The organism is Nitrospirillum amazonense, from assembly GCF_007828045.1.
In the GTDB taxonomy this organism is placed as follows: domain Bacteria; phylum Pseudomonadota; class Alphaproteobacteria; order Azospirillales; family Azospirillaceae; genus Nitrospirillum; species Nitrospirillum amazonense_C.
Window position 1 is genome coordinate 131264 of the sequence record NZ_VITN01000006.1, and the last position, 24190, is coordinate 155453.

A 24190-nucleotide genomic window follows, 5' to 3' on the forward strand; every position below is an offset into this window, starting at 1 on the left:
ACTTGTGACCGCGGGGGGAGCCGCCCCCCGCATCAAGGAATGAGGTGACGACATGGCCTGGCTCGACCGTACGGCGCGCGGCCTGTTCATGACCGAGCTGGTGAAGGGCTTCGCCCTGACCTTCAGCTACATGTTCAAGCCCCGGGTGACGCTCAACTACCCGTATGAGCGCAGCCCGCTCAGCCCCCGCTTCCGCGGCGAACATGCGCTGCGCCGCTACCCAAATGGGGAAGAGCGCTGCATCGCCTGCAAGCTGTGCGAAGCGGTGTGCCCGGCCCTGGCCATCACCATCGAAGCGGAACCCCGTGAGGACGGCTCGCGCCGGACCACCCGCTACGACATCGACATGACCAAGTGCATCTACTGCGGTCTCTGCCAGGAGGCCTGCCCCGTGGACGCCATCGTCGAGGGGCCGAACATCGAGTTCGCCACCGAGACGCGCGAGGAGCTTTTCTACAACAAGGAAAAGCTGCTGGCGAACGGCGACCGCTGGGAACCCCTGCTGGCGGCCAACATCGCCGCGGATGCGCCCTACCGCTAAGCCTTGAGTGCGCCTTTAACGCCTTCTGACGCCTAACCCCGTGACACCCGCGCGCGGGATCGCCCGCGCCCCCGACGTCGAGTCAGGGACCCAGACGATGGGCCCGGTTACCGGAGAGAAATCTTGATCGCCAACGTCCGCAACCCGCACCGGAAGGAGAGCCGCCGATGATACTGCCCGCTCTCGCCTTCTATCTGTTCGCCGCCGTGCTGGTGCTGGCCGGCATGCTGGTGATCACGGCGCGCAACCCGGTGCACTCCGTCCTGTTCCTGATCCTGGCCTTCTTCAACGCGGCCGGCCTGTTCGTGCTGATCGGGGCGGAATTCGTGGCGATGATCCTGGTCATCGTCTACGTGGGTGCCGTGGCGGTGCTGTTCCTCTTCGTCGTCATGATGCTGGACATCAACTTCCAGGAACTGCGCAAGGGCTTCCTGCGCTACCTGCCGGCGGGCCTCGCCGTGGGGGCGGCCCTGCTGGCGGAACTGGGCCTGGTGATCTCCGGCTGGGTCTACGCCGGCCCGGCGGACAGCGTCCGCGCGGCGCCGACGCCGGAAAGCGTGGGCAACGCCCAGGCCCTGGGCGACCTGCTCTACACCCAGTACGCCTTCATCTTCGAGGCCTCCGGCCTGGTGCTGCTGGTCGCCATGATCGGCGCCATCGTGCTGACCCTGCGCTCGCGCAAGGGCGTGCGCCGCCAGGTCATCGCCGACCAGTTGGCCCGCCGCCGCGAGGACGTGGTGGCCGTGGTCAAGGTCCAGACCGGGGAGGGCGTGTAAACCATGGGAAACATGATGGATATCGGCCTGGGCCACTACCTGTCGGTGGCGGCCATCCTGTTCATCCTGGGTGTGTTCGGCATTTTCCTGAACCGCCGCAACGTCATCATCATCCTGATGTCGATCGAGCTGATCCTGCTCGCCGTCAACATCAACCTCGTCGCCTTCTCGGTCTTCCTGCACGATCTGGTGGGACAGGTGTTCGCCCTGTTCATCCTGACCGTTGCGGCTGCCGAGGCCGCCATCGGCCTCGCCATCCTCGTCATCTACTTCCGCAACCGTGGCTCGATCGCGGTTGAGGACATCAACCTGATGAAGGGTTGAGGGCCATGGCCGTTATCGCAGCAATCTTCCTGCCGCTCCTCGCGGCGTTCATCGCCGGCTTCTTCGGCCGTCGCATCGGTGACCTGGGCTCTCAGCTCGTCACCTGCGGCGCCATGGTGGTGGCACTGATCCTCTCCGTCATCCTGTTCATCGACGTGGCCGTGAACGGACACGCCACCGTGGTTCCGCTGGCCAACTGGGTTGCCAGCGGCGACTTCCACGTCGATTGGGCCCTGCGCGTCGATACCCTGACCGCGGTCATGCTGATCGTGGTCAACGGCGTATCGACCATGGTCCACATCTACTCCGTCGGCTACATGAGCCATGACCCGGACAAGCCCCGGTTCATGTCCTACCTCAGCCTGTTCACCTTCATGATGCTCATGCTGGTGACCTCGGACAACCTGCTGCAGATGTTCTTCGGCTGGGAGGGCGTCGGTGTCGCCTCGTACCTGCTGATCAACTTCTGGTTCGAGAAGAAGAGCGCCAACGACGCCTCCATGAAGGCGTTCCTGGTGAACCGCGTGGGCGACTTCGGCTTCGCGCTGGGCATCTTCTCGATCTTCATCATCTTCGGCAGCGTCGAATTCGGCACGATCTTCCCGGCCGCCGCCGGCAAGGCCCACGCCACCTTCAACTTCCTGGGTTGGCATGTGTCGGCGCTGGACTGCGCCTGCTTGCTGCTGTTCGTCGGCGCCATGGGCAAGTCGGCCCAGCTGGGCCTGCACACCTGGCTGCCGGACGCGATGGAAGGCCCGACCCCGGTGTCGGCCCTCATCCACGCCGCCACCATGGTGACCGCCGGCGTCTTCATGCTGGCCCGCATGAGCCCGGTGTTCGAGTACGCCCCCACCGCGCTGGCCGTGGTGACCGTGCTGGGCGCCCTGACCGCCTTCGTCGCCGCGACGATCGGCATGACCCAGTTCGACATCAAGCGCGTCATCGCCTATTCGACGATGAGCCAGCTGGGCTACATGTTCTTCGCCATCGGCGTGTCGGCCTACCAGGCCGCCGTCTTCCACCTGATGACCCACGCCTTTTTCAAGGCCCTGCTGTTCCTGGGCGCCGGTTCCGTCATCCACGCCATGTCGGGCGAGCAGGACATGCGCAAAATGGGCGGCATCGCCAGGCTCATCCCCTTCACCTATGTGGTGATGTGGATCGGCAACCTGGCCCTGGCCGGTGTCGGCATTCCCGGCGTGTACGGCTTTGCGGGCTTCTACTCCAAGGACATCGTCCTGGAGGCGGCCTATGGCTCCGGCACCGCCGTCGGCCACTTCGCCTACTGGCTGGGCATCGCCGCCGCCTTCATGACCGCCTTCTACTCCTGGCGCCTGCTGATCATGACCTTCCATGGCAAGCCGCGCGCCTCCAAGGAGGTCATGGACCACGTGCATGAAAGCCCGCTGGTCATGACCGGTCCGCTGACCGTGCTGGCCATCGGCGCCCTGGTCGCCGGTATCGGCGGCTACGAGTGGTTCGTGGGCCATGCCGCCCGCGCCGAATTCTGGCGCGGCGCCATCCAGGTCCTGCACGCCCATGACAGCATCCACGCCGCCCATGAGGGGCCGGAGTGGGTGGGCCTCCTGCCGCTGATCGTCGGCCTAGCCGGCATCGGCCTGGCGTACGTCTGCTACATGTTCGTGCCCGGCATCCCGGCGACCTTCACCAAGATCGTGAAGCCGCTGCATGTGCTGGTCTTCAACAAGTACTTCTTCGACCAGATTTACGACGTGCTGTTCGTGAAACCGGCCCAGGTCCTCGGCTTCGGCCTGTGGAAGGCCGGTGACGGCGCCATCATCGACGGCCTGGGCCCCGATGGTGTCGCCAAGACCACCCGCGGCGTGGCCGCCGGCGTCAGCCGTTTGCAGTCCGGGTACGTCTACCACTACGCATTCGCCATGGTGATCGGCGTGGTCGCGCTGGTCGGCTGGTTCTACTTCAAGCCCTGAGCAGGACGAGGCATCTAAGATGGCTGATTGGCCGATCCTGTCGCTGACGACGTTCCTTCCGTCGATTGGCGCCCTACTCATCCTGCTGGTGCGCGGCGAAGAACAGGCCGTGGCGCGAAACGCGAAGGCGATCGCCCTCGCGACCTCGCTTCTCACCTTCATCGTTTCGCTGTTCATCCTGGTGAAGTTCGACCCCTCCAGCGCCGGCTTCCAGCTGGTGGAGGAACACAGCTGGATCCCCGCCTTGGGCATCCAGTACCTGCGCGGTATCGACGGCGTGTCCGTCTGGTTCGTGCTGGCCTCGACCTTCCTCACGCCCGTCTGCGTGCTGGCCTCCTGGGACAGCATCGAGAAGCGCGTGAAGGAGTTCATGATGGCGCTCCTGCTGCTGGAGACCATGCTGGTCGGCATGTTCACCGCGCTGGACTTCATCCTGTTCTACATCTTCTTCGAAGGTGTCCTGCTGCCGATGTTCCTGATGATCGGCGTGTGGGGTGGTCCGGGCCGCATCTATGCCGCCTACAAGTTCTTCATCTACACCTTCGTCGGCTCCGTCCTGATGCTGCTGGCCATCGTCGCCATGTACCTGCAGGTCGGCACGATGGACATGCGGGTGATGCTGGACCACACCTTCGACCCGTCCATGCAGAAGATCCTGTGGCTGGCCTTCTTCGCCGCCTTCGCGGTGAAGACCCCGATGTGGCCGTTCCACACCTGGCTGCCCTTCGCCCACGTGGAGGCGCCGACCGCCGGTTCGGTCATGCTGGCTGGCGTCATGCTGAAGATGGGCGGTTACGGTCTGATCCGCGCCAACCTGCAGATGCTGCCCATCGGCTCGGCCACCTACACCAACCTGGTGTTCGTGATGTCGGTCGTCGCCATCATCTACACCTCGCTGGTGGCGCTGGCGCAGACCGACATGAAGAAGATGATCGCCTATTCCTCCGTGGCCCACATGGGCTACGTCAGTATGGGCATCTTCTCCGCCAACGCCCAGGGCCTGGACGGCGCCATGTTCCAGATGCTGTCGCATACCGTGGTGTCGGCGGCCCTCTTCCTCTGCATCGGCGTGGTCTACAACCGCCTGCACACCCGTGAGATCGCGCGCTACGGCGGCATGGCGCACAACATGCCCAAGTACGCCGTGGTGTTCATGCTGTTCATGCTGGCCTCGGTCGGCCTGCCCGGCACCTCGGGTTTCGTGGGTGAGTTCCTGTCCATGCTGGGCGCGTACGAGGCTAACACCTGGGTGGGCCTGTTCGCCTCCACCGGCCTGGTGTTCGGCGCCGCCTACATGCTGCTGCTCTATCGCAAGCTGTTCTACGGCAAGCTGGAGAAGCCGGACGTGATCGCCATGCCCGACCTGAACGGGAAGGAGATCCTCTACTTCGCCCCGCTGGTCGCCATCGTCATCATGATGGGCGTCTACCCGAAGAGCTTCAGCAGCGTGTACGCCGCGTCGCTGGACCACATCCTGTCGCACCACCGCGAGGCCCTGGCCGCCGAGGGTCTGACCCCGCCGGTCGCCAACCCGGCCTCCGCCTTCGTCCCGGCCGCCAACGCCGGGACCCTCTCGGCCCATCCGGCGACCAGCGAGACGCCGGGCACCGAGCCGGCGGTTGAGCCGACCACTTCTGAAACGCCCGCCGAAGCGCCCGCCCAGAGCGAGCCCAAGGCGGACGCCAACCCCGACGCCGGCCACTGATCCAGCGGGAAACGATCCATGCAACCTGTCCTTACCGATCTGATCCCGGCCCTGCCTGAGATCTTCCTGGCCGTGGCGGCGCTGGCGCTGCTGATGCTGGGTGTGTTCAGCGGCAAGAACGGCACCCGCCTGGTCAGTGGCCTGGCTGTGGTGGCGCTGGTGGTCACCGCCGTGCTGCTGTTCCGCCAGGAAGGCTACGACGTGGCCTTCTCCGGCCTGTTCATCACCGATGGCTTCGCCGTCTTCTCCAAGCTGCTGGTCCTGCTGGGTACCGGCCTTTCCATCATCATCGCCCAGAACTTCATCGCCCGCGAGGACATGGACCGGTTCGAATATCCGGTGCTCATGCTGCTGGCCACCGTCGGCATGATGATGATGGTGTCGGCCAACGACCTGCTGACCCTGTATGTCGGCCTGGAACTGCAGAGCCTGTCGCTCTACGTCATCGCGTCCTTCCGCCGCGATTCCGCCAAGAGCACCGAGGCCGGCCTGAAGTACTTCGTGCTGGGTGCCTTGTCCTCCGGCATGCTGCTGTATGGCATCAGCCTGATCTACGGCTTCGCCGGCACCACCAACTTCATCACCATCGCCCAGGTTCTGCAGGCCGGTCCGGCATCTCTGGGCGTCATCGTCGGCTTGGTCTTCGTCGCCGCCGGCCTGGCCTTCAAGATTTCCGCCGTGCCCTTCCATATGTGGACGCCGGACGTGTACGAGGGCGCCCCCACCCCGGTTACGGCCTTCTTCGCCGTGGCGCCCAAGGTGGCCGCCATCTGCCTGTTCATCCGCGTGCTGGAGGGGCCCTTCGGTTCCCTGCTGCCGCAATGGCGCCAGGTGATCGAGTTCTGCTCCGTCGCCTCCATGGTGGTGGGCTCCCTGGCGGCCATCCGCCAGAGCAACATCAAGCGCCTGATGGCCTACAGCTCCATCGCCAACATCGGCTACGCCCTGGTCGGCGTGGCGGCGGGCACCGCCGAGGGCGTGCAGGCCGTGCTGATCTACATGGCGATCTACCTGGTGATGACCGTCGGCACCTTCGCCATCATCATCGGCATGCGCCAGAAGGGTAAGGCCGTGGAAGAGATCGCCGATCTGGCGGGCCTCTCCAAGACCAACCCCATGCTGGCCCTGGCCCTGGCCGTCTTCATGTTCTCCATGGCGGGCGTTCCGCCGGCGGCCGGCTTCTTCGGCAAGCTGCTGGTGTTCATGGCCGCATGGAAGGCCGGGCTGTACCCGCTGTCCATCATCATGGCGCTGACCAGCGGCATCAGCCTCTACTACTACCTGAAGATCTGTAAGGTCTCCTGGTTCGACGACGTCAAGGAGCCGCTGGACCGTCCCACGGCCGGCTTGTCCTGGATCGTCACCGCCACCGCCTTGGTGGTGTTCCCGGTGGCCCTGGTGATCGGCACCCCGGTGCTGAACGGCGCCGCCGCCGCCGCCGCCAGCCTGTTCCATTGAGCGGGCGGGCGCTGACCCCCAGCACCCCGTCCCACCGTCTGCCGGAGTGGATCCGGCCGACGGTGCTGGAGCGCTGCGGCAGCACCAATGATATCGTCAAGGACATGGCCCGTGCTGGCGCGCCGGAAGGCACGCTGGTGCGGGCCGTTCGCCAAGAGGCGGGGCGTGGCCGGCGCGGCCGCTCCTGGACCTCGGAGCCTGGCAATCTCTACTGTACCCTGTTGCTGCGCCCCGGCGGCACGCCCCAACGGGCGGCCGAGCTGTCCTTCGTCACCGCGCTCGCGGCGGGGGAGGCGGTGGACGGCCTCATCGCCGCCGCGCCCAAGCTGAAATGGCCCAACGACGTCCTGGTCGAGGGCGCCAAGATCGCTGGTATCCTGCTGGAATCCGAGGCGGAGGCGGACGGTAGCGTCGCCTGGGTGGCCGTCGGCATGGGCATGAACGTGCGACACCATCCGGACACCCCGGGCTACGCCACCACGTCCCTGCTGACCCAGGGCGCGGATGTGGAGCCCGACCTGGTCATGGCCGCCTATGCCCGCGCCTTTGACCGTTGGTACCGCCGCTGGCAGAATTATGGTTTCGCGCCCGTGCGCGCCGCCTGGCTGAACGCTGCCCAGGGTATCGGCGGTCCCGTCGCCGTCCGCCTGCATGACCGCGCGTTCGAGGGACGCCTGGTCGATCTGGACGCCGATGGCGCCCTGCTGGTGGAAACCGCCGGCGGCACGGTGAAGGTCACGGCCGGCGACGTCTTCTTCCCCCACGCTGTCCAGTCCACCGCCTGAGATAGGGAGCCCGCCCCATGCTGCTCGCCATCGACGCCGGCAACACCAACGTGGTCTTCGCCATCTATGACGGCGACACGCCCCGGGGCCGTTGGCGCATTTCCACCGACAGCCGCCGCACCTCCGACGAGTACGCGGTGTGGCTGACATCGGCCATGGCCCTGAAGGGGCTGGCGGCCCAGGATGTCAACGCCGCCATCCTGTCCTCCGTCGTCCCGGCGGCCACACCCGACCTGATCCGGCTGTGCATGGATCATTTCGGCTGCGTACCCATGCGCATCGGCGACCCGGCGGTGGACGTGGGCATCGAGATCCGCATCGACAACCCGCGTGAGGCCGGCGCCGACCGCCTGGTCAACGCCGTTGCGGCAACGGAACGATATCCGGCGCCGCTGGTCGTCCTGGATATCGGCACCGGCACCACCTTCGACGTGGTCGATGCCGACGGCGCCTTTGCCGGCGGCATCATCGCCCCCGGGCCCACCCTGTCGCTGGATGCCCTGCACCGCGTGGCCGCCCAATTGCCCAAGGTGGACATCGCCAAGCCCGACCGCGTCATCGGCCGCGGCACAGTGGGCGCCATGCAATCCGGCATGTATTGGGGCTATACCGCGATGATCGAGGGCCTGCTGCGCCGTATCAAGGCAGAGCTGTCGCCCAGCGGCACACCCCCCGTCACCGTCATCGGCACGGGCGGTATGGTGCGGGTGTTCGCGGAGGAAACGGGCATGGTCGATCACATCGATGCCGACCTGACCCTACGCGGCCTCTTGCTCATCCATCGCCGCAACGCCAAATCAGGGGGCTGACGCCCCGTTCGCCCATCCCGCCGTTTCCCGTTTTCCAGGTTTCCATGATCGACGATTTGCTGTCCCCCGACGCCCTGTATTTCCTGCCGTTGGGTGGGTCCGGCGAAATTGGTATGAACCTCAACCTCTATCGTCACGCCGGCAAGTGGCTGATGGTCGACCTGGGCGTCAGCTTCGGCGATGACGCCGCGCCGGGCGTGGACGTGGTCATGCCCGATCCCGAGTTCATCGCCGAGCGCCGGGAAGACCTGGCCGGCCTGGTGCTGACCCACGCGCATGAGGACCATTTGGGTGCCGTGCAGTACCTATGGACTGAGCTGCGCTGCCCCGTCTACGCCACGCCCTTCACCGCCGCCGTGCTGCGCGCCAAGTTGCGCGAGACGGAGTTCAGCGGCCTGGTGCAGATCATCGAGGTGCCGCTGTCCGGCCGCTTCCAGGTCGGCCCCTTCGATATCGAGCTGATCAGCCTCACCCATTCCATTCCCGAGCCCAACGCCCTGGTCATCCGCACCCCCGGCGGCACCGTCCTGCACACCGGCGACTGGAAGCTGGACCCCGACCCCCGCGTGGGCGCGCCGGTGGACGAGGCGGCGCTGATCGCCCTGGGGCACCAGGGGGTCACCGCCTTGGTCTGCGACAGCACCAACGCCACCGTGCCCGGCACCTCGGGGTCGGAGGGCACCGTCGCCGTGGGGCTGGAGGAGCTGATCGGCCGTTACCCCGGCCGCCGCGTGGCCGTGGCCTGCTTCGCCACCAACGTCGCCCGCCTGCATTCCATTGCCAAGGCCGCCGCCGCGCACGACCGCCAGGTGGCCCTGGTGGGCCGCAGCCTGCGCCGCATCAATGGGGCGGCGCGCGCCACCGGCTACCTCAAGGATCTGCCACCCTTCGTCACCGAGCATGACGTGGGCTATCTGCCGCGCGAGGCCCAGGTGTTGATCTGCACCGGCAGCCAGGGGGAGCCGCGCGCCGCCCTGGCCCGTATCGCCGATGGCGACCACCCCGAGATCGACCTGGAGCCGGGCGACGTGGTGGTCTTCTCCTCCCGCGAGATTCCGGGCAACGAAAAGGCCATCGCCAAGGTGCAGAACGGCCTGATCCGCCGGGGCATCGAGGTGGTGACGGCCAGCGACGCCGATGTCCACGTCTCCGGCCATCCGGCGCGGGATGAGCTGGCGCAGATGTACCAGTGGGTGCGTCCTTTCCTGGCCGTGCCGGTGCATGGTGAGCAGCGCCACCTGAAGGCCCACGCCGACCTGGCGCTGGAATGCCAGGTGCCACGCGCCCTGGTGCCGGAGAATGGCGTCGTCATCCGCATCGGCCCGGGAGAGCCGGAGATCATCGGCACCGTGCCTTCGGGCAAGCTGTGCCTGGACGGTCGCCGCCTCGTGCCCCTGGGGGGCACTCTGCTGCGCACGCGCAACCGCATGGTCTTCAACGGCGCGGCGGTCGTCACCCTGGTGATGGACGATACCGAGCTGCTGGCGGACCCCAAGCTGTCGGTCATCGGCCTGCTGGACGGGGAAGAGGACGCGCTGTTCATCGAGGGCCTCGTCAAGGGCATCGGCCAGGCGGTGGACAAGCTGGCCGAGGCGGAGCGGCGGGATGACGCGGCCGTGACCGAGGCCGCGCGCCTGGCCGTGCGCCGCACCTTCCACGCGGCCCAGGGCCGCAAGCCGGTGACCGAGGTGCACCTGGTACGGGTTTAGGCCGACAGGGGAAGCGGCGCCCCTGGGACGCCGCCAAAACGGCCCGGGTGCGCGCCTTTCCGCGCGCTGACCGCGGGCCCTGGGGATGGGAAGCGTCATGAGCCTGGTCACGCTGGTCGCGATCTATTTCACGCTGTGGTGGGTGGTTCTGTTCGCGGTGCTGCCCATTGGCGTGCGGCGCGATGACAGCCCGCAAAAGGGCAATGATCCCGGTGCCCCGGTATTTCCCGACCTCAAGCGCAAATTCATATGGACGAGCCTGATTTCAGCGGTAATTCTCGGGCTCGTCTGGGCTGTTTTTCATTTTGGCCTCATTAACTACGACCAGCTGTTCGATCCCCCGGGGAATGCGCCTTCTTGAGGCGAGCGGGGTTGGCGCGGCCGGTCGCGGTTGGTCCGGGCCGGTACGGTCGTCTGGGGAATGCTGATCCAAATCCTGATGGGGTTTTCCGCCCTGCTGCTGCTGGCCGCCATTCTGCTGTGGCTGTGGCGGCAGACCGTGGAATTGCGCCTGCGTAAGTCGCTGGGATCTTCCACCGACAAGATGCGCGCCGTTTCCAACGAGAAGACGCAAGTTCTGTCCTTCCTGGAGCAGCAGCGTATGGCGCTGGGCTCGAAGCGGTCGGACGCGGCCAAGATGCGCATGGCCATTTCCCAGCTGCGCATCGACAACAACGACATGCGCGCCCGCGACTTCTACGTCCTGCACCAGATCGGCGAGCCCTCGAAGGATAAGGAGGAGTACGCCTGCACCCTCATGCCCTCGGCCACGGTGGAACCGGGGCGCGAGCTGCCGGCCGCCCTGCGTGGCATCGACCACCGCGGCAGCATCTGGGCTGAATCGGAGGCCGCCGCCCGGCGCCAGATTGAAATGCACTTCCCGGAAAAGGGCCCCTTGCGCCCCACCGGCTTCCGTCGGGGGGCGTGATGGAACTGGGTTGGTTGATGCTGTTGATGATCGGCCTGCTGGCGGCGCTGCTGTTCCGCCAGTGGCGGGAACTGACGGTGCGCCGGCTGGAACTGAGCCGCCAGCTGGAAAAGCGCGAGGCCCTGGTGGCCCAGTTCCGGCAGGAGATCGACGGCACCTCCGGTGAGCTGGAACAGATCACCAACACCATGGACACGGTGGACACCACGCTGGAGGAACTGCGCGAGGAGCTGGACAACCTGGACAAGGAGCGCAAGGCCCTGCGCGAACGGCGGCTGCAGCCCCTGGTCCTGCTGGACCGCCAGACCTTGAATGCGCAGCACTTCTGGGAACTGACCATCTCCAACCCCGATTTCGGCGAGACGGCGACCGCCCGCATGGCGCCGTCCGATTATGTCGACGATTGGGTGTCCGGCCGCGTCTACCTGGTGGGGGCCGATACGGCGGAGGAGGCGACCAAGCGCGCCGCCCAGCGCTTCAGCGCCTCCATGGGATACCGGGTCCTGGGCGCCGTGGCTTTCCGCCGGCGTTGAAGACCCCTGAATACGCATAAGGAAGGGGCGGCACCGGTGGACCCGATGCCGCCCTTTTTCATTCAGCCCTGGCCGTGGTTAGCGCCAGTGGCCCTCGACCCACATATGGCGGCCGTCGGGGCGGGTCCGCCAGTGGCCGGGCACCCAATGGGCATGGGGATGGGGCGGGGCGGCGTAATGGCCTTCCTCCCAGTCCCAGCGATCATGCCAGGCCCAGTGGCCGCCCACCCAGACATGGCCGGGTTCCGGCGGCGGGGGAATCACCTCGTGACGCGGCGGCGGCGGGGCCTCGCGCACCCACAGGTCCACGCCCACCTGGGCGTTGGCCGTGCCGGCGCCGGCGATGAACAGGCCACCGGTCAGGGCCACGGCCAGGGCGGCGGCGCTGACGGTGACGCGGGCGGACTTCATGACGGACTTCATGGGGTCACCTCTTGGTTTGATCGGGCCGATATCATTGGCGCCACCGTTGTTACGAAGAAGACGGCAAGGTCCCGTCGCATTTAACGCAGGTAAACGCCAATCACCCGGCCATCACCGCCAATGAGGCCAAGGATTGATGGCAAAATAGTGTCGCCGCCGGCTCCACATTTTGTCCGCTCTACTGGAAAATGTTCATATGTCCACCGGTGGCTATGTCGTCCGGGCTATCCAGTCCGGTTGAGGCGTTTTGCCGCCATTTGGATGGATCAGGGCGTGGCCCAAGAAAACTGCTGCGCCACCTGAAGCAGCATCAGGGCGCCCAATACCGCCACGCCGCCCAGGCAGCCCAGGATGATGGCGTAGCCGCCATAGAAGAAGGGATGGGGCGGGCGGCCGTTGCGGATCATTTGGCGCGCCAGCAGGAAAAACATCCACACGCCGGAACACAGCGCGCCGATGCCGAACACCAGGCGCAGCACCAGCACCACGGCCATGGTGCCGCCGATGAACCCCGCCGCCACGCTGACGGCGGCCAGGGTGACGAAAAAGGCCAGCACGTTGCGGAACAGGCGGCGGCGGGCGGCGGGCGACAGGGTCGGGGTCATGGGCGGAGGGGACGCTCTCAGCGGATCAGAGGATGGGGGATCAGAGGCCAGCGGATCAGAGGCCAGGGGATCAGAGGACGGCGCTGTACAGGGCCACGGCATCGTCCAGGGTGACGGGGCGGGGGTTGTTGACCAGCAGGCGCTGCACCTTCATCGCGTCCGCCGCCAGCAGGGGGATGTGATCGGCGGTGACGCCCACGTCCGCCAGGCGCCGGCCGAAGGGCATGGCGCCCATCAGCCGGGTCATGGCGTCCACGAAACCGTGGGAAGCGGCCGTATCGTCGGCGCCGCTCAACGCCGGGTCGATCAGGCGGCCCAACTCGGCATAGGCCCGCTCCGCATGGCCGCGATTGAAGGCCAGGATCGGGGCCAGCACCAGGGCGTTGCTGTGGCCGTGCGGCACATGGAAATGGCCGCCCAGGGGATAGGCCAGGGCGTGCACCGCCGCCACCGGCGCGTTGGCGAAGGCCATGCCGGCCAGAAGCGAGCCCTGCAGCATGGCGGCGCGGGCCGCCACGTCGCGGCCGTCGGCCAGCACACGGGGCAGGTTGGCATACAGCAGCGTCAGCGCCCGGGTGGCCAGGCTGTCGGACAGGGGGTTTTTCTTAAGCCGGCTGGTGTAGGCCTCGATGGCATGCACCATGGCGTCGATGCCGGTCATGGCCGTCACCGCCGGGGGCAGGCCCAGGGTCAGCGTCGCGTCCAGCACGGCGGCGTCAGGGTAGAGCAGAGGACTGACCACGCCCTTCTTCTCATGGCTGGGCGTGGTGACGATGGCGATGGCCGTCACCTCTGAGCCCGTGCCCGCCGTGGTCGGCACCTGGATCAGCTTCAGCCGGGGGCCACGCGCCAGGTTGATGCCGTAAATGTCGGGCAGGTTCTGCGGATGGCCGGCCAACAGGGCTACCAGCTTGGCCGTGTCCAGGGAACTGCCGCCGCCCAGGCCGATGACGGCATCCGCCTGGGCCGCGCGGGCGGTGGCCACGGCGTGCAGCACCACCGCCTCCGGCGGGTCAGCCTGTACCTCGGTGTACAGCACGGTCTCGATGCCGGCGGCACGCAGGCCGGCCAAGGCCGGTTCCACCACCCCGGCCTTCACCAGGCCGGGATCGGTCACCACGAAGACGCGCCCCACCCCAAGGTCGCGCGCCAGTTCCCCCAGCCGCCCGGCCCCACCCACCTGGGCCAGGATGCGGGGCGTGGTCTCGAACGTGAAGTCGGTGTGATGGGCGTCGGTGATCGCTGGGGTCATTTGGGGTTTCCTCCTGCCGCGTCCCCTTCTAGCATCCGCCCGCGTCATCCTCCTACCCTTCACCACAGGATTTCAGCCCATGTCGGGATATTGCGTCATCGCCCCGGGCCATCCCTTCCACGGGCCTTACCATGAGCGGGAACATGGTTTCCCAACGACGGATGAGGCGGTGCTGTTCGAGCGCCTGATGCTGGAGGTCAACCAGGCCGGCCTGTCCTGGCTGGTGGTGCTGCGCAAGCGGCAGGCCTTCAACGCCGCCTTCCATGGCTTCGACGTCGATAAGGTGGCCGCCCTCGGACCCAGTGACGTGGAACGCCTGATGCAGGACGCCGGCATCGTGCGCAACCGCCTGAAGATCGAGGCCGCCATCCACAACGCCCGGGTCATCCAGGGTCTGCGCGCCAGCCACGGCGGCTTCGCCGCCTGGATCGCCGCGCACCATCCCCTGACCAAGGCGGCGTGGGTGAAGCTGTTCCGCCGCACCTTCCGCTTCACCGGCGGCGAGATCGTGGGCGAATTCCTGATGAGCATCGGCTATCTGCCGCTGGCCCATGCCGAGGACTGCCCTGTGGATCATGAGCTGGCCGCGCTGGGCCAGCCCTGGCGCAAGGCCGTGGCCGAGGGGTTTGCATATTAGTATGTGGTCCTCAGGTGCCGGTGCCAGCATGCGCTGGTTTACCTTCAGCCTGTCGCTTTGAACGTCGCGACCAGTGTCGCCAAGGCTGCGCGGCTGCGCCGGTCGCTGACGGCAGAGCGCAGCACGACCGGCGCGCTGGGCAGGGGCGGCAGGCCGAAGCGCCCGCCCACCTCGATGGCGCCCAGGGGCGCCGCGCGCGGCGCCAGGGCCGCGACGCCCAGGCCCGCCAGCACGGCGGCGCCCACCGCGGCCACACCGCCGCCCACGAACACTTCCGTCCACGCGATGCCGGCGGCGTCCAGCGCCCGCACGGCATGGCCGCGCACACCGCACGGGGCGGACAGGGTGGCGATGGGCAGCGGGGCGGCCGGCGGCGGCTCCCAGCCCGGGGCAGCGAACCAGCACAGCGGGTCGATGAACAGCGGCTCCCCCGCCTCGGCCGCCAGTTCCGCCGGGCGTCCGTCCAGGGGTGGTTCCAGCCGCAGGATGGCGGCATCCAGTTCTCCGCGTTCCAGCAGGCCGCCCAGGTCGCGCGAGGCGGCGATGCGCACCTCCATCACCAGGGCGGGGTCACGGCCCTGCAGGCGGGCCAGCAGGCCGGGCAGATCGCGGCCGGCGACGTGGTCGCTGATGCCGATGACCAGGCGATGCGGCGCCTCCTCCAGCCCGGCCAGGGCCAGGTCGTGCGCCGTCAGAAGCCGGCGCGCCGGTTCCAGGAAGGCGGCACCCTGCGACGACAGCCGCACCTGGCGCGGCGTGCGTTCCAGCAGCCGCTGGCCCAGCCTGTCCTCCAGCCGTTTCAGCTTCAGGCTGATGGCCGACTGGGTGGTGCCCAGCGCCTCCGCCGCGCGGGTGAAGCTGCGCAGCGTGGCCACCAACACGAAGGCGTGCACGGCGTCCAGGTCCAGGGGCCGGAAGGAAGCGGCAGTGGTGGTCGTCATGATCACAAGCGGCAATGAATAAAGGGCGTTGGGATTTTAAACGGAAATCCCGATGGTCGTCCATGGGAGGGGGTTTGGCGTCGATGTGGGCGGCCGATTGCCTATTATTCAGGCTGATACCGCAACCACGGGGGCTTTGCCGTCGTCCTGGGCATTTCGCCTCGGCCGACGGTGCTAGCCGCGATCGATTGGCGCGGTCGTCCGGCAGGGGCGATCTCCGCCATTACGGATAGACGGCGGCGCGGCCTTCGGCGGCGCAACATGAAAAGGGGATGATTCGGGGCCGATTCTGTTGCGCTGCGGAGCGTTTGCGAAGCGTCGCAGGGTAGCGTCAGCTTATATATTGAGCAATTGTCAGCTCACAAGCTGGGCAATTGACTAATCATTATGCAAAAGCACAGAAAAAGCACAAAAAGAAAGGCCAGCCCACCGTTAGGGCTTGCCTTTCGAAAACTCGGCGTAGCATTATCCAAGCGTTGGAGGGTACATCCCCCTCTGACATTGAGTCGCTTGGTGGCGATTCCTCCCTAAACTCAAGGCCGCGCCGCGCTATCGCGAGCGCGGTCTTTTTTATGCCCTTGTGTTTACGAGGGTGGAGTATAGGGAGACGAAATCATTCCGTCATCTGTTTTTTGATCATTTTCGAGGCATGATGCCCGAAAGGCGGCCTTTTCGGTCAAAAACAGCGGCCAATCATAAATTTCACTCAACGAAAGCCAGGGGATTCCCCAGGCGGATCAAGGACCTGGCATTTAAGCCAGGGCGAAGCGCAGCACAAAGAGTGCCGCCAGAATGGGCAGGGCCAAACCCAATTCCCGCCCCTTGCCGGTCAGCAGCTTGATGGCGCAGTGGGCGATCAGGCCGAAGGCGATGCCGTCGGCGATGGAGAAGGTGAAGGGCATGGCCAGGGCCGTGATCACCGCCGGAACCGAGTCGGTCACGTCGTCCCAATCGATCTCCGCCAGGCCGCGCACCATCAGGCAGGCGACGTAGAACAGCGCCGGAGCGGTGGCGTAGCCCGGGATGGCGGCCGCCAGCGGCGACAGGAACAGGGCGGCCAGGAACAGCAGGCCGACCACCACGGCGGTCAGGCCGGTGCGCCCGCCGGCGAAGGTGCCGGCGGCACTCTCGATATAGGCGGTGACGGTGGAGGTGCCCAAGGCCGCGCCGGCGGTGGTGGCCAGGCTGTCGGCCAGCAGGGCCCGCTTCAGCCGGGGCAGGCGGCCTTGGGCGTCCAGCAGCCCGGCGCGGTGGGACACGCCCACCAGCGTGCCGGCGGTGTCGAACAGGTCGACGAACAGGAAGGCGAAGATGATGGCGGTCAGGCCCATGTTGAAGGCGCCGGCCACATCCATCCGCAACAGCGTGGGCGCCGGGTTGGGTGGCAGGGAGACGGGGCTGCCGATCAGGGGCGTGACGCCCAGCGCCATGCCGGCCAGCGCCGTGCCGATGATGGCGATGACCACGGCGCCGGTGACCCCGCGCGCCGCCAGCACCACCAGCGCCAGGAAGCCGGCGCAGGCCAGCAACGCCTGCGGCTTGCCCAGGGGCCCCAGGGTCACCATGGTGGCGGGATGGGCCGCGACGATGCCGGCGTTCTGCAGGGCGATCAGGCCCAGGAACAGGCCGATGCCGGCGGAGATGGCGTGCTTCAGCCCCGTCGGGATGGCGTTGACGATGGCCTCGCGCACCGGCAGCAGGCTCAGCAGGGTGAAGCCCACGCCCGACAGGAAGACGGCGCCCAGCGCCACCGGCCACGGATAGCCCATGCCGCCCACCACCGAATAGGCGAAGTAGGCGTTCAGCCCCATGCCCGGGGCCAGCGCGATGGGATAGTTGGCGTACAGCCCCATGATGAAGCAGCCCAGGGCGGAGGCCAGACAGGTGGCCACGAACACCGCCCCCGGATCCATGCCGGCCTTGCCCAGCACCTGGGGGTTCACGAAGATGATGTAGGCCATGGTCAGGAAGGTGGTGACCCCGGCCAGGATCTCCGTACGCACGGTGGTGCCATGGGGCGTCAGCCCGAAAAAACGATCAAGCACGTGATGCCCCCGCGTTATTCTCAAGGATCGCGCCCATGGTCGGCGCGGACGCCCTCGCCAAGCAAGGACAAAGCCAATGCCGCGGATCGCTGCTGTGATGACCGGCCTGCTGATGCTGGCGGCCGGTGCCGCCTGGGGGCAGGGGGCGCCACAGAGGAGCACGTCGAAAGGCCCCACCATCGCCGTCGATCCCGCCGCCTGCCAATGGGCGGTGCGGCATGAGCCGGCGCCCGATGTCGCCTATCAGCCGGGCGTGGATGTGGACGGCAATCCCGTCGCGCCGGCCGATCTGGACGGCGGTGTCCGCCTGCCGGCGCCCCAGCGCATCGAGATCCCGCTGACGGCGCGCCTGGCCCGCGCGCTGCCGCGCGCCCCCGGCACGGCTTGGCCCCGGGCCGACGCCTATCTGGGCCTGCTGACGGTGGAGGGGGACCAGGTGCTGTTCAACGGCCAGCCCCTGACCGATCCGGCGGCGGATGAACTGGCGGCGCTGTGCCGCCAGCAAGAGCTCTCGGGCCGCTGAGGCGCACCGAAGCGGAACCTTGGGCGCGCGCGGAGGGTTTCAGGGGCCCGACAACGGCGCCAACCATCCGCAGAAGGAGCGCACCCATGGCCACGGCCCACAAGACCGCCGCCCACAGCAGCCACACCAAGGCCAAGACCCGCACCAAGCCGCGCCGCACCCGGCGCACCGCCACGCGTGATCCGCTGGCGGTCAGCCTGTTGAAGAAGGACCACCGCGAGGTCGAAGGCTGGTTCGACGAATACGAGCAGTTGGACGGCGATGATGAGAAGCTGGCGCTGTTCAACAAGATCGCCCTGGCCCTGAAGGTCCACACCGCCATCGAGGAAGAGATTTTCTATCCCGAGGAACGGGGCGAGGTGGAGGACGACATGCTGGACGAAGCCTATGTCGAGCATGACGGCGCCAAGAAGCTGATCGCCGAGATCGAGGCCATGAAGCCCGGCGACGCGTTCTATGACGCCAAGGTCAAGGTGCTGGGTGAATACATCAAGCACCACGTCAAGGAAGAGGAACAGCCCGGCGGCCTGTTTTCCCAGGCCAAGCGCGGCGACGAGGACCTGAACGAGATGGGCGAGCGCCTGAAGGCCCGCAAGGAGGAACTGATGGCGGAGTGGGGCAAGGCCTACTCCTGACGGCGGCATGGCGCCCGTGGCCCCTCCGGCGGGGCGCGGGCGCCGCCTGTAACCATCGCGTTACAGGCCGGGCCTTTTTCGCGGTCCCCGGGGGCGGTAGTCTCGTCCATCAAATTATAATGGGGACTTCATGTTCAATCGTCGCGCCTTCCTGGCCGCCAGCGCCGCCTCGGTCGCCCTGGCCACGGTCCGCCCCGGCTTCGCCGCCCAAAACTCCAAGCCCGCCGCCGACCTGAACCACCTGCTGGACGTCTTCTTCCAGGAAGACCTGCGGCGCAGCCCCGAAAGCGCCACCATGGCCGGCATGGACACCGGCAAGCTGGCCGGCCTGCGCGCCAAGCTGGACGATCGCAGCCCCGCCGGGCGCAAGGCCGACACCGCCGCCACGGAAAGCCAGCTGCGCCGCCTGAAGGCCATCGATCGCAAGGCGCTGACCGGCATCGACGCCGTGAACTACGACAGTGTGGAATATGTCCTGGCGGAGGCGGTGGAAACCGACCGCAAATTCCCCTTCGGCTCCGGCGGGTCGCCTTATGAGCTGTGCCAGTTGCAGGGCGCCTATCAGTCCATCCCAAACTTCCTGGACGTGCACCACCCCATCGAGGTCAAGGCCGACGCCGATGCCTATCTGGCGCGGCTGGAGGCCTTTGCCGGCGCGCTGGACACCGAGACGGCGCAGTTCAGGCATGATGCCGCCCAGGGCATCCTGGCCGCCGACTTCATGCTGGACACGACGCTGACCCAGCTGCGCGCCCTGCGGGTGGACGCGGGGGCGTCCGGCCTGGTGTCGTCGGTGGCCAAGCGCGCCAAGGACAAGGGGCTGGGCGACGCCTACGGCGCCCAGGCGGCCAAGATCTACACCGACAAGGTCGGCCCGGCGCTGGACCGCCAGATCGCGGCGGTGGAGGCTGCCCGCAAGACGGCCACGCACGACGCCGGCGTCTGGCACATCAAGGACGGCGAGGCCTGGTACGCCCAGGGCCTGAAGTCCAGCACCACCACCACCCTGTCCCCGGATGAGGTACACCAGATCGGCCTGGACCAGGCCAAGGAGATCGGCGCGCGGCTGGAATCGCTGCTGGCGGCCCAGGGCCTGACCCAGGGCACGGTGGCGGAACGCATCAAGGCCCTGCGCGCACGGCCCGAGAGCACCTATCCCAACACCGACGAGGGCAAGGCCCAGCTGGTGGCCGACCTGCAGGTGAAGCTGGACGACATGGCGTCGCGCCTGCCGCGCATGTTCCGCGACATCCCCAAGGCCAAGGCGCGGGTGCAGCGCGTGCCGGCGGCCATCGAGGCCGGCGCGCCGCTGGCCTACTACGAATCCCCGCCGCTGGAAGGCGACCGGGTGGGCACCATCTACTTCAACCTGCACGACACGGCCGAATGGCCCAAATGGTCGCTGCCCACCACCGTCTACCACGAGGGCATTCCCGGCCATCACCTACAGGGCTGCATCGCGCAGGAGACCAAGGGCATCCCGCTCTACCGCGCCAACATGTTCTTCTCCGGCTATGGCGAGGGCTGGGCGCTGTATGCCGAGCAGCTGGCCGACGAGCTGGGCATGTACGACGCCGACCCGCTGGGCCGCATCGGATTCCTGAAGTTCCTGCTGTTCCGCGCCGGCCGCTGTGTCATCGACACCGGCATGCACCACAAGCGGTGGAGCCGGGAACAGGCGGTGAAGTACATGGTGGATCTGACGGGCGACACCGAAAGCGCCATGACGCGCGAGACCGACCGCTACTGCGCCTGGCCGGGCCAGGCCTGCAGCTACAAGATCGGCCACACGCTCTGGAACCGCCTGCGCGACCAGGCCAAGACCGCGCTGGGCGACAAGTTCGACATCACGGACTTCCACCAGGTGGGCCTGAACTCGGGCGCCGTGCCGCTGGACGTGCTGCAGACCATGGTGGGCGATTACATCGCCCGCGTCCAGCGGGGCTGACCCGGTTCCCGGGCCCGGACCGTCGCGTTCGGGCCCGGATTGGCCGGGTGGGTCGAGCCTGTCTCAGGCCGCCTTGGTATCCGCCAGGAACGTCTCCACCAGGCCGCGCATCTTTTCCGCCTCCCGCGCCATGGAGGTCGCGGCCATCAGGACATCGTGGGCGGAATGCCCCGTTTCATCGGCGGCGGTGGAGACGCCCTGGATGTTACGGGTGACGCTGTCGGCGCCCATGGCGGCCTGCTGCGCGTTGCGGGCGATCTCCTGCGTGGCGGCACCCTGCTGCTCCACCGCCGACGCGATGGTGGTGGCGATGCCATTGATGGTTTCGATGGTGTCGGAGATGGCACCGATGGCGGCCACCGCCTCTCGCGTCGCGCCTTGGACGGTGGCGATCTGGGCACTGATCTCCTCGGTGGCCTTGGCGGTTTGGTTGGCCAGGCTTTTCACTTCGCTGGCCACGACCGCGAAGCCTTTGCCGGCCTCTCCTGCCCGGGCGGCCTCGATGGTGGCGTTAAGCGCCAGCAGGTTGGTCTGGCTGGCGATGTTGGTGATCAGGCCCACGATCTCCCCGATCTTCTGCGCGCTCTGCTCCAGGCCGGCCACAATGGTGCCGGTGTGGGTCGCCTGGCGCACCGCGTCGCCGGCCACGCTGGCGGCATCGGCCACCTGGCGGCTGATTTCCTGCGTGGACGATGCCAGCTCTTCCGTCGCGGCCGCGGCGGTCTGTACGTTGCTGGTCGCCTCCACGGCGGCGGCGGCCACGGTGGTCGCCTGCCGGGTCGTTTGCTCGGCGGAGGCTGACAACGAACTGGCGCTGGCCTGCATCTGGGCGGCGGCGGCGGCCACGGTGCCGATGACCTCCTCGGCCTGCGCGTCGAAGCTGTGGGTTAGGCGCTCCAGCACGGCGGCGCGGGAAGTCCTGGCAGTCTGCTCCTTCTCCTGTTCGGCGCGCAGGCGCTCGGCTTCGCGGGCGTTGTCGCGGAAGACCAGGGCGGTCTTGGCGATGTCACCGACCTCGTCGCGACGCTCCGTGCCCTGGATGGTGATATCCAACCGGCCGTGGGCCAGGTCCTGAAGATCGCGGACGATGTGGCCGATGGGCGTCACCAGTCCGCGCCGGGCGATCAGCAGGCCTATGGCCATGCCGAGGGCGATGCCGCCCGCCGCCACGCCGATCACCATCCAGGACAGTTTGCGGGCCAACGCCTGGCCGTCATCCGCCACGACGGTCCCGTCCTTGTCCAGCACCTCCTCCAAGGCTTCGATCTGATCGGCAAGGGACGTTGCCGCGGCACGGGCCCGGCTCACCTGGTCCAGAACCTCCTGGCGCGCAGTGTCATTCTGCAGGTTGGCGTGACGGCGGCCAACGGCGACGGTGGATTGAAAGTTTTGTTCATAAACGCGGAACGTCGATTTTATCTGAGCCAAGGCCGGGCGATATTTTTCTTCGGCTTGGCTTTCCAATGCCGCCATCGTTTGGTTGAAGTCCGTGATGCGTTTTTGCGCGTTGGCCACCGCGTCCTCCACCTCCGCCGGGCTGGCAGCGATGCGGTATTCGGCGCGGTTCATCCTAAGGATATTGGCCCGCAGATCGCTGGCCTGTTGCAGGTTCGTGCCCATCACGTCCAGGCGACGGGCTGTCGCCGACAAACTGGACATACCGACGTAGCTGGAGGCGGCGATAGCAATGGCGCAGAGCGACATCACGGCGATGACCAAACAGAACTTAACAATGATTTTGGTATTCTCTAGCATGATTTGACCTTATTTAGTTAGCTATCACTAGCACGCGTCTTCCTGATCATTTCCACTAAAGCGGGCTTTATTTTTAGGTTAGATAATGTGCTTTTTATTAAAATTTGAAGCACGCAAGTCGCTAGTGCGCCGTCAGACGGATTTTTCTGCGCGGTGGGGAGGGGCCGTCATCCCAACCGGGATCAATGCGGCATCTCGTGGAGGAAGGGCAGTGCCGGCGCGGTGTCGGGCGTCAGGCTGAAGATGCCGATGGCCGTGGTCATCGCGTCGCTGTCGCCGTGGCGGACAGGCAGGGACAGAAGGCCGTGGATCCGTCCTGAGAGGGCCACCTCGTCATAGGCCGGCCATGACCGCGCGTTGCGTAGGTAGGATATGGAAATCGGTTGGCAAACAGCGGCGTCGAAACAATTGGCCAGAATGCCGCCGGCGTTCCACCCGACATAATGCCAGCGCGGCGGCTCACGCCAGAAATCGGCCATGGCCAGGAAATCGTGATAGCAGGCGCAAACCCGATCCAGGAACCGTGGCCACGTGGGCAATGCGTCGCCGGTGGCCTTTTCCCGCAGCCAGGAAGCCAGGATGTTCAGGTGGCCCGGATGCTCGACGCTTCTGAAGTAGGGGGCATGGACCAGGGCCCGCGCCACCACCTCTTGATCAGTCAGGCGACTCATCCATTCCCCCACCCGCCCAAGCCCTGACGCAACCGGGGGTCCGAATGTGACCATGCCCTTGTTGCCAAATCAGCATATGGGTCATTCGCCGCAGCCGGCAATTCTGGTCACGGCTGGGTCGGGGGGGCTGCATTCCGGGACAATATTTCTTGCACTGAGCGGATAATGTCATGGCCGGCTATGACGCCGGCGGTCCTGATCGCGCATTTTTGGGGGTTAATCCAGGTGCAGGCGCCGATACACGCTTGGCGACAGCGCGAATGTTTCCAGGAAACGGCGGCTGAAGTGACTGGGATTCGCGAAGCCCGCCAGGGCGCTGATCTCGGTTATGCTTTTGGCGGAAAAGCGCGCGTCGCACAGCAGCGACCGCGCGTAGTCCAGCCGCATGGCGGTCAGTTCACGCCCGAAGCTGGTGCCTGCGGCGGCGAACAGGGCATGCAGGGTCCGCTTGGCGATGCCCTGCTGTTCGGCGAAGCGCGAGGGGGTCAGTGCCGGATCATGAAGCGCCTCGCGCATGGCGCGGCGCAGCCGGTGGAATGTCATCCGCTGATAGCGCTTCATTTCCCCCGATGCCCGACCGGCCGCCAGCGTCAGAAGTGCTGCGATTTGGCCGGCTACTTCCCCGAGGGGCAGGGGCAAATTCGCCATTGTTGCCGGTGTGACTTCCTTCAGCACGCTAGCCAGGGCGCGCGCCCAGCCGGTACTCGGATCGATGCGGGTTAGCGCCAGGTCCTCCGCGCAGGGCATGCGGGCGCTAAGCCATGCCCGCGGCATCTTCAGCGCCTTCGCCTGGGTGCGCGACATGAAACGCAGGGAAAACCCTGCCGCATCGTCCAACAGAATGAACTGCCCTGCGCTCAGCGGAAAGTCGGTGCCGGTCGCGTCGGAGACGACGACGGATCCGTCATCGACATATAATAGGCAAAAGTCATCGACCAGATCGCGCGCGATGTATCGTCCGGGCCGATTGGCAACATAGGGTTCAACGCTCAAGGCCAGCAATCGCGCCGGCCCTAGGGACGCTGCCGTGACTGCCGCCTGGAACGGCGCCTCCCGGGGAAAATCCAGCAAAAGGCCCGGCCGCCGAGCGCTTACCTCATCAGCCCAGAACGCCTTGGCTTCGCCGGGCGGCAATCCGGCCGTCGATAAATGCACGTAAGACTTCGTCGCGTCGGCGGAAGACATGCGGCATTCCCCGATAAGCACAGCCCAACCCTATCAGGGTAACCCATTAG

The 24190-nt window shown here is 66.8% G+C and carries 24 protein-coding genes; 16 read left to right on the top strand and 8 right to left on the bottom strand.

Going from position 1 to position 24190, the window contains the following annotated elements; all coding sequences use genetic code 11:
- Nucleotides 1-52 precede the first annotated feature (52 nt).
- The 12 genes from nuoI to FBZ89_RS12200 all read left to right on the top strand — a co-directional run bounded on the left by nuoI (nt 53) and on the right by FBZ89_RS12200 (nt 11520).
- Complete coding sequence (gene nuoI, locus FBZ89_RS12145; protein ID WP_088873695.1) at nt 53-541, top strand: NADH-quinone oxidoreductase subunit NuoI; 489 nt, start codon at nt 53-55, stop codon at nt 539-541.
- A 167-nt stretch (nt 542-708) separates the two neighbouring features.
- Nucleotides 709-1317 carry an NADH-quinone oxidoreductase subunit J gene (locus tag FBZ89_RS12150; protein WP_040846282.1) on the top strand — a complete coding sequence of 203 codons (609 nt, stop codon included), beginning with the start codon at nt 709-711 and terminating at the stop codon, nt 1315-1317.
- A 15-nt stretch (nt 1318-1332) separates the two neighbouring features.
- Nucleotides 1333-1641, top strand: coding sequence for an NADH-quinone oxidoreductase subunit NuoK (gene nuoK / locus FBZ89_RS12155; RefSeq protein ID WP_040846291.1), 309 nt, complete (start codon nt 1333-1335; stop codon nt 1639-1641).
- A 5-nt stretch (nt 1642-1646) separates the two neighbouring features.
- Complete coding sequence (gene nuoL / locus FBZ89_RS12160; protein ID WP_145750243.1) at nt 1647-3593, top strand: NADH-quinone oxidoreductase subunit L; 1947 nt, start codon at nt 1647-1649, stop codon at nt 3591-3593.
- Between the two features lie 19 nt (nt 3594-3612).
- Entirely contained in the window at nt 3613-5298 is a 1686-nt protein-coding gene (locus FBZ89_RS12165; protein ID WP_145750244.1) for an NADH-quinone oxidoreductase subunit M, read from the top strand.
- Between the two features lie 18 nt (nt 5299-5316).
- Nucleotides 5317-6756 carry an NADH-quinone oxidoreductase subunit NuoN gene (nuoN, locus tag FBZ89_RS12170; RefSeq protein WP_145750245.1) on the top strand — a complete coding sequence of 480 codons (1440 nt, stop codon included), beginning with the start codon at nt 5317-5319 and terminating at the stop codon, nt 6754-6756.
- Nucleotides 6753-7541, top strand: a complete 789-nt coding sequence (locus FBZ89_RS12175) for a biotin--[acetyl-CoA-carboxylase] ligase (RefSeq protein WP_246172144.1) — start codon at nt 6753-6755, stop codon at nt 7539-7541. Before nuoN ends, FBZ89_RS12175 begins: the two co-directional genes overlap by 4 nt.
- Before the next feature lie 17 nt (nt 7542-7558).
- On the top strand, nt 7559-8350 hold the full coding sequence (locus tag FBZ89_RS12180; RefSeq protein ID WP_145750246.1) for a type III pantothenate kinase: 792 nt from the start codon (nt 7559-7561) through the stop codon (nt 8348-8350).
- Between the two features lie 44 nt (nt 8351-8394).
- Nucleotides 8395-10059: a ribonuclease J gene (locus FBZ89_RS12185; RefSeq protein WP_186457317.1), complete on the top strand. Its 1665-nt coding sequence runs from the start codon at nt 8395-8397 to the stop codon at nt 10057-10059.
- Between the two features lie 97 nt (nt 10060-10156).
- A complete protein-coding gene (locus tag FBZ89_RS12190; protein ID WP_145750247.1) occupies nt 10157-10420 on the top strand; it encodes a DUF1467 family protein in 264 nt (87 codons plus the stop codon).
- A 60-nt stretch (nt 10421-10480) separates the two neighbouring features.
- Nucleotides 10481-10987 carry a hypothetical protein gene (locus FBZ89_RS12195; RefSeq protein WP_145750248.1) on the top strand — a complete coding sequence of 169 codons (507 nt, stop codon included), beginning with the start codon at nt 10481-10483 and terminating at the stop codon, nt 10985-10987.
- Nucleotides 10987-11520, top strand: coding sequence for a hypothetical protein (locus FBZ89_RS12200; RefSeq protein ID WP_145750249.1), 534 nt, complete (start codon nt 10987-10989; stop codon nt 11518-11520). The genes FBZ89_RS12195 and FBZ89_RS12200 overlap by 1 nt, the downstream gene beginning before the upstream one ends.
- A gap of 78 nt (nt 11521-11598) precedes the next feature.
- Here the strand turns inward: FBZ89_RS12200 and FBZ89_RS12205 are convergent, their stop codons facing one another.
- The 3 genes from FBZ89_RS12205 to FBZ89_RS12215 all read right to left on the bottom strand — a co-directional run bounded on the left by FBZ89_RS12205 (nt 11599) and on the right by FBZ89_RS12215 (nt 13800).
- Entirely contained in the window at nt 11599-11943 is a 345-nt protein-coding gene (locus FBZ89_RS12205) for a YXWGXW repeat-containing protein (RefSeq protein WP_211115201.1), read from the bottom strand.
- Between the two features lie 266 nt (nt 11944-12209).
- A complete protein-coding gene (locus tag FBZ89_RS12210) occupies nt 12210-12548 on the bottom strand; it encodes a hypothetical protein (RefSeq protein WP_145750250.1) in 339 nt (112 codons plus the stop codon).
- Nucleotides 12549-12618: 70 nt separating this feature from the next.
- Nucleotides 12619-13800: an iron-containing alcohol dehydrogenase gene (locus tag FBZ89_RS12215; protein WP_145750251.1), complete on the bottom strand. Its 1182-nt coding sequence runs from the start codon at nt 13798-13800 to the stop codon at nt 12619-12621.
- 79 nt (nt 13801-13879) lie between these two features.
- On the opposite strand from FBZ89_RS12215, the gene FBZ89_RS12220 reads away from it, so the two are divergent.
- The gene (locus tag FBZ89_RS12220; protein WP_145750252.1) at nt 13880-14437 is read left to right on the top strand and encodes a DNA-3-methyladenine glycosylase I; all 558 of its coding nucleotides are present in this window, start codon (nt 13880-13882) and stop codon (nt 14435-14437) included.
- Nucleotides 14438-14481: 44 nt separating this feature from the next.
- On the opposite strand, the gene FBZ89_RS12225 is transcribed toward FBZ89_RS12220, so the two are convergent.
- Both FBZ89_RS12225 and FBZ89_RS12230 read right to left on the bottom strand, forming a co-directional pair.
- A complete protein-coding gene (locus FBZ89_RS12225; RefSeq protein ID WP_145750253.1) occupies nt 14482-15378 on the bottom strand; it encodes a LysR family transcriptional regulator in 897 nt (298 codons plus the stop codon).
- Between the two features lie 752 nt (nt 15379-16130).
- The gene (locus FBZ89_RS12230) at nt 16131-17423 is read right to left on the bottom strand and encodes an NCS2 family permease (RefSeq protein ID WP_145750254.1); all 1293 of its coding nucleotides are present in this window, start codon (nt 17421-17423) and stop codon (nt 16131-16133) included.
- Between the two features lie 76 nt (nt 17424-17499).
- Here FBZ89_RS12230 and FBZ89_RS12235 point away from each other — a divergent pair, with 76 nt between their 5' ends.
- The 3 genes from FBZ89_RS12235 to FBZ89_RS12245 all read left to right on the top strand — a co-directional run bounded on the left by FBZ89_RS12235 (nt 17500) and on the right by FBZ89_RS12245 (nt 20529).
- A complete protein-coding gene (locus FBZ89_RS12235) occupies nt 17500-17946 on the top strand; it encodes a hypothetical protein (protein ID WP_145750255.1) in 447 nt (148 codons plus the stop codon).
- 86 nt (nt 17947-18032) lie between these two features.
- Nucleotides 18033-18581 (top strand): hemerythrin domain-containing protein, encoded by a 549-nt coding sequence (locus FBZ89_RS12240; RefSeq protein WP_186457318.1) that lies wholly within the window; start codon nt 18033-18035, stop codon nt 18579-18581.
- A 130-nt stretch (nt 18582-18711) separates the two neighbouring features.
- Nucleotides 18712-20529, top strand: a complete 1818-nt coding sequence (locus FBZ89_RS12245; protein ID WP_145750256.1) for a DUF885 domain-containing protein — start codon at nt 18712-18714, stop codon at nt 20527-20529.
- A gap of 63 nt (nt 20530-20592) precedes the next feature.
- On the opposite strand, the gene FBZ89_RS12250 is transcribed toward FBZ89_RS12245, so the two are convergent.
- The 3 genes from FBZ89_RS12250 to FBZ89_RS12260 all read right to left on the bottom strand — a co-directional run bounded on the left by FBZ89_RS12250 (nt 20593) and on the right by FBZ89_RS12260 (nt 24140).
- A complete protein-coding gene (locus FBZ89_RS12250; protein ID WP_145750257.1) occupies nt 20593-22284 on the bottom strand; it encodes a methyl-accepting chemotaxis protein in 1692 nt (563 codons plus the stop codon).
- 182 nt (nt 22285-22466) lie between these two features.
- On the bottom strand, nt 22467-22955 hold the full coding sequence (locus tag FBZ89_RS12255) for a hypothetical protein (protein WP_145750258.1): 489 nt from the start codon (nt 22953-22955) through the stop codon (nt 22467-22469).
- Between the two features lie 216 nt (nt 22956-23171).
- Nucleotides 23172-24140, bottom strand: coding sequence for a helix-turn-helix domain-containing protein (locus FBZ89_RS12260; protein ID WP_145750259.1), 969 nt, complete (start codon nt 24138-24140; stop codon nt 23172-23174).
- Between the last annotated feature and the right edge of the window lie 50 nt (nt 24141-24190).

Bases quoted from the DNA above. Each gene is read 5' to 3' on its own strand.
- nuoI (WP_088873695.1), top strand. From the start codon at position 53: ATGGCCTGGCTCGACCGTACGGCGCGCGGCCTGTTCATGACCGAGCTG.
- FBZ89_RS12150 (WP_040846282.1), top strand. From the start codon at position 709: ATGATACTGCCCGCTCTCGCCTTCTATCTGTTCGCCGCCGTGCTGGTG.
- nuoK (WP_040846291.1), top strand. From the start codon at position 1,333: ATGGATATCGGCCTGGGCCACTACCTGTCGGTGGCGGCCATCCTGTTC.
- nuoL (WP_145750243.1), top strand. From the start codon at position 1,647: ATGGCCGTTATCGCAGCAATCTTCCTGCCGCTCCTCGCGGCGTTCATC.
- FBZ89_RS12165 (WP_145750244.1), top strand. From the start codon at position 3,613: ATGGCTGATTGGCCGATCCTGTCGCTGACGACGTTCCTTCCGTCGATT.
- nuoN (WP_145750245.1), top strand. From the start codon at position 5,317: ATGCAACCTGTCCTTACCGATCTGATCCCGGCCCTGCCTGAGATCTTC.
- FBZ89_RS12180 (WP_145750246.1), top strand. From the start codon at position 7,559: ATGCTGCTCGCCATCGACGCCGGCAACACCAACGTGGTCTTCGCCATC.
- FBZ89_RS12185 (WP_186457317.1), top strand. From the start codon at position 8,395: ATGATCGACGATTTGCTGTCCCCCGACGCCCTGTATTTCCTGCCGTTG.
- FBZ89_RS12190 (WP_145750247.1), top strand. From the start codon at position 10,157: ATGAGCCTGGTCACGCTGGTCGCGATCTATTTCACGCTGTGGTGGGTG.
- FBZ89_RS12195 (WP_145750248.1), top strand. From the start codon at position 10,481: ATGCTGATCCAAATCCTGATGGGGTTTTCCGCCCTGCTGCTGCTGGCC.
- FBZ89_RS12200 (WP_145750249.1), top strand. From the start codon at position 10,987: ATGGAACTGGGTTGGTTGATGCTGTTGATGATCGGCCTGCTGGCGGCG.
- FBZ89_RS12205 (WP_211115201.1), bottom strand. From the start codon at position 11,943: ATGAAGTCCGTCATGAAGTCCGCCCGCGTCACCGTCAGCGCCGCCGCC.
- FBZ89_RS12210 (WP_145750250.1), bottom strand. From the start codon at position 12,548: ATGACCCCGACCCTGTCGCCCGCCGCCCGCCGCCGCCTGTTCCGCAAC.
- FBZ89_RS12215 (WP_145750251.1), bottom strand. From the start codon at position 13,800: ATGACCCCAGCGATCACCGACGCCCATCACACCGACTTCACGTTCGAG.
- FBZ89_RS12220 (WP_145750252.1), top strand. From the start codon at position 13,880: ATGTCGGGATATTGCGTCATCGCCCCGGGCCATCCCTTCCACGGGCCT.
- FBZ89_RS12225 (WP_145750253.1), bottom strand. From the start codon at position 15,378: ATGACGACCACCACTGCCGCTTCCTTCCGGCCCCTGGACCTGGACGCC.
- FBZ89_RS12235 (WP_145750255.1), top strand. From the start codon at position 17,500: ATGCCGCGGATCGCTGCTGTGATGACCGGCCTGCTGATGCTGGCGGCC.
- FBZ89_RS12240 (WP_186457318.1), top strand. From the start codon at position 18,033: ATGGCCACGGCCCACAAGACCGCCGCCCACAGCAGCCACACCAAGGCC.
- FBZ89_RS12245 (WP_145750256.1), top strand. From the start codon at position 18,712: ATGTTCAATCGTCGCGCCTTCCTGGCCGCCAGCGCCGCCTCGGTCGCC.
- FBZ89_RS12250 (WP_145750257.1), bottom strand. From the start codon at position 22,284: ATGCTAGAGAATACCAAAATCATTGTTAAGTTCTGTTTGGTCATCGCC.
- FBZ89_RS12255 (WP_145750258.1), bottom strand. From the start codon at position 22,955: ATGAGTCGCCTGACTGATCAAGAGGTGGTGGCGCGGGCCCTGGTCCAT.
- FBZ89_RS12260 (WP_145750259.1), bottom strand. From the start codon at position 24,140: ATGTCTTCCGCCGACGCGACGAAGTCTTACGTGCATTTATCGACGGCC.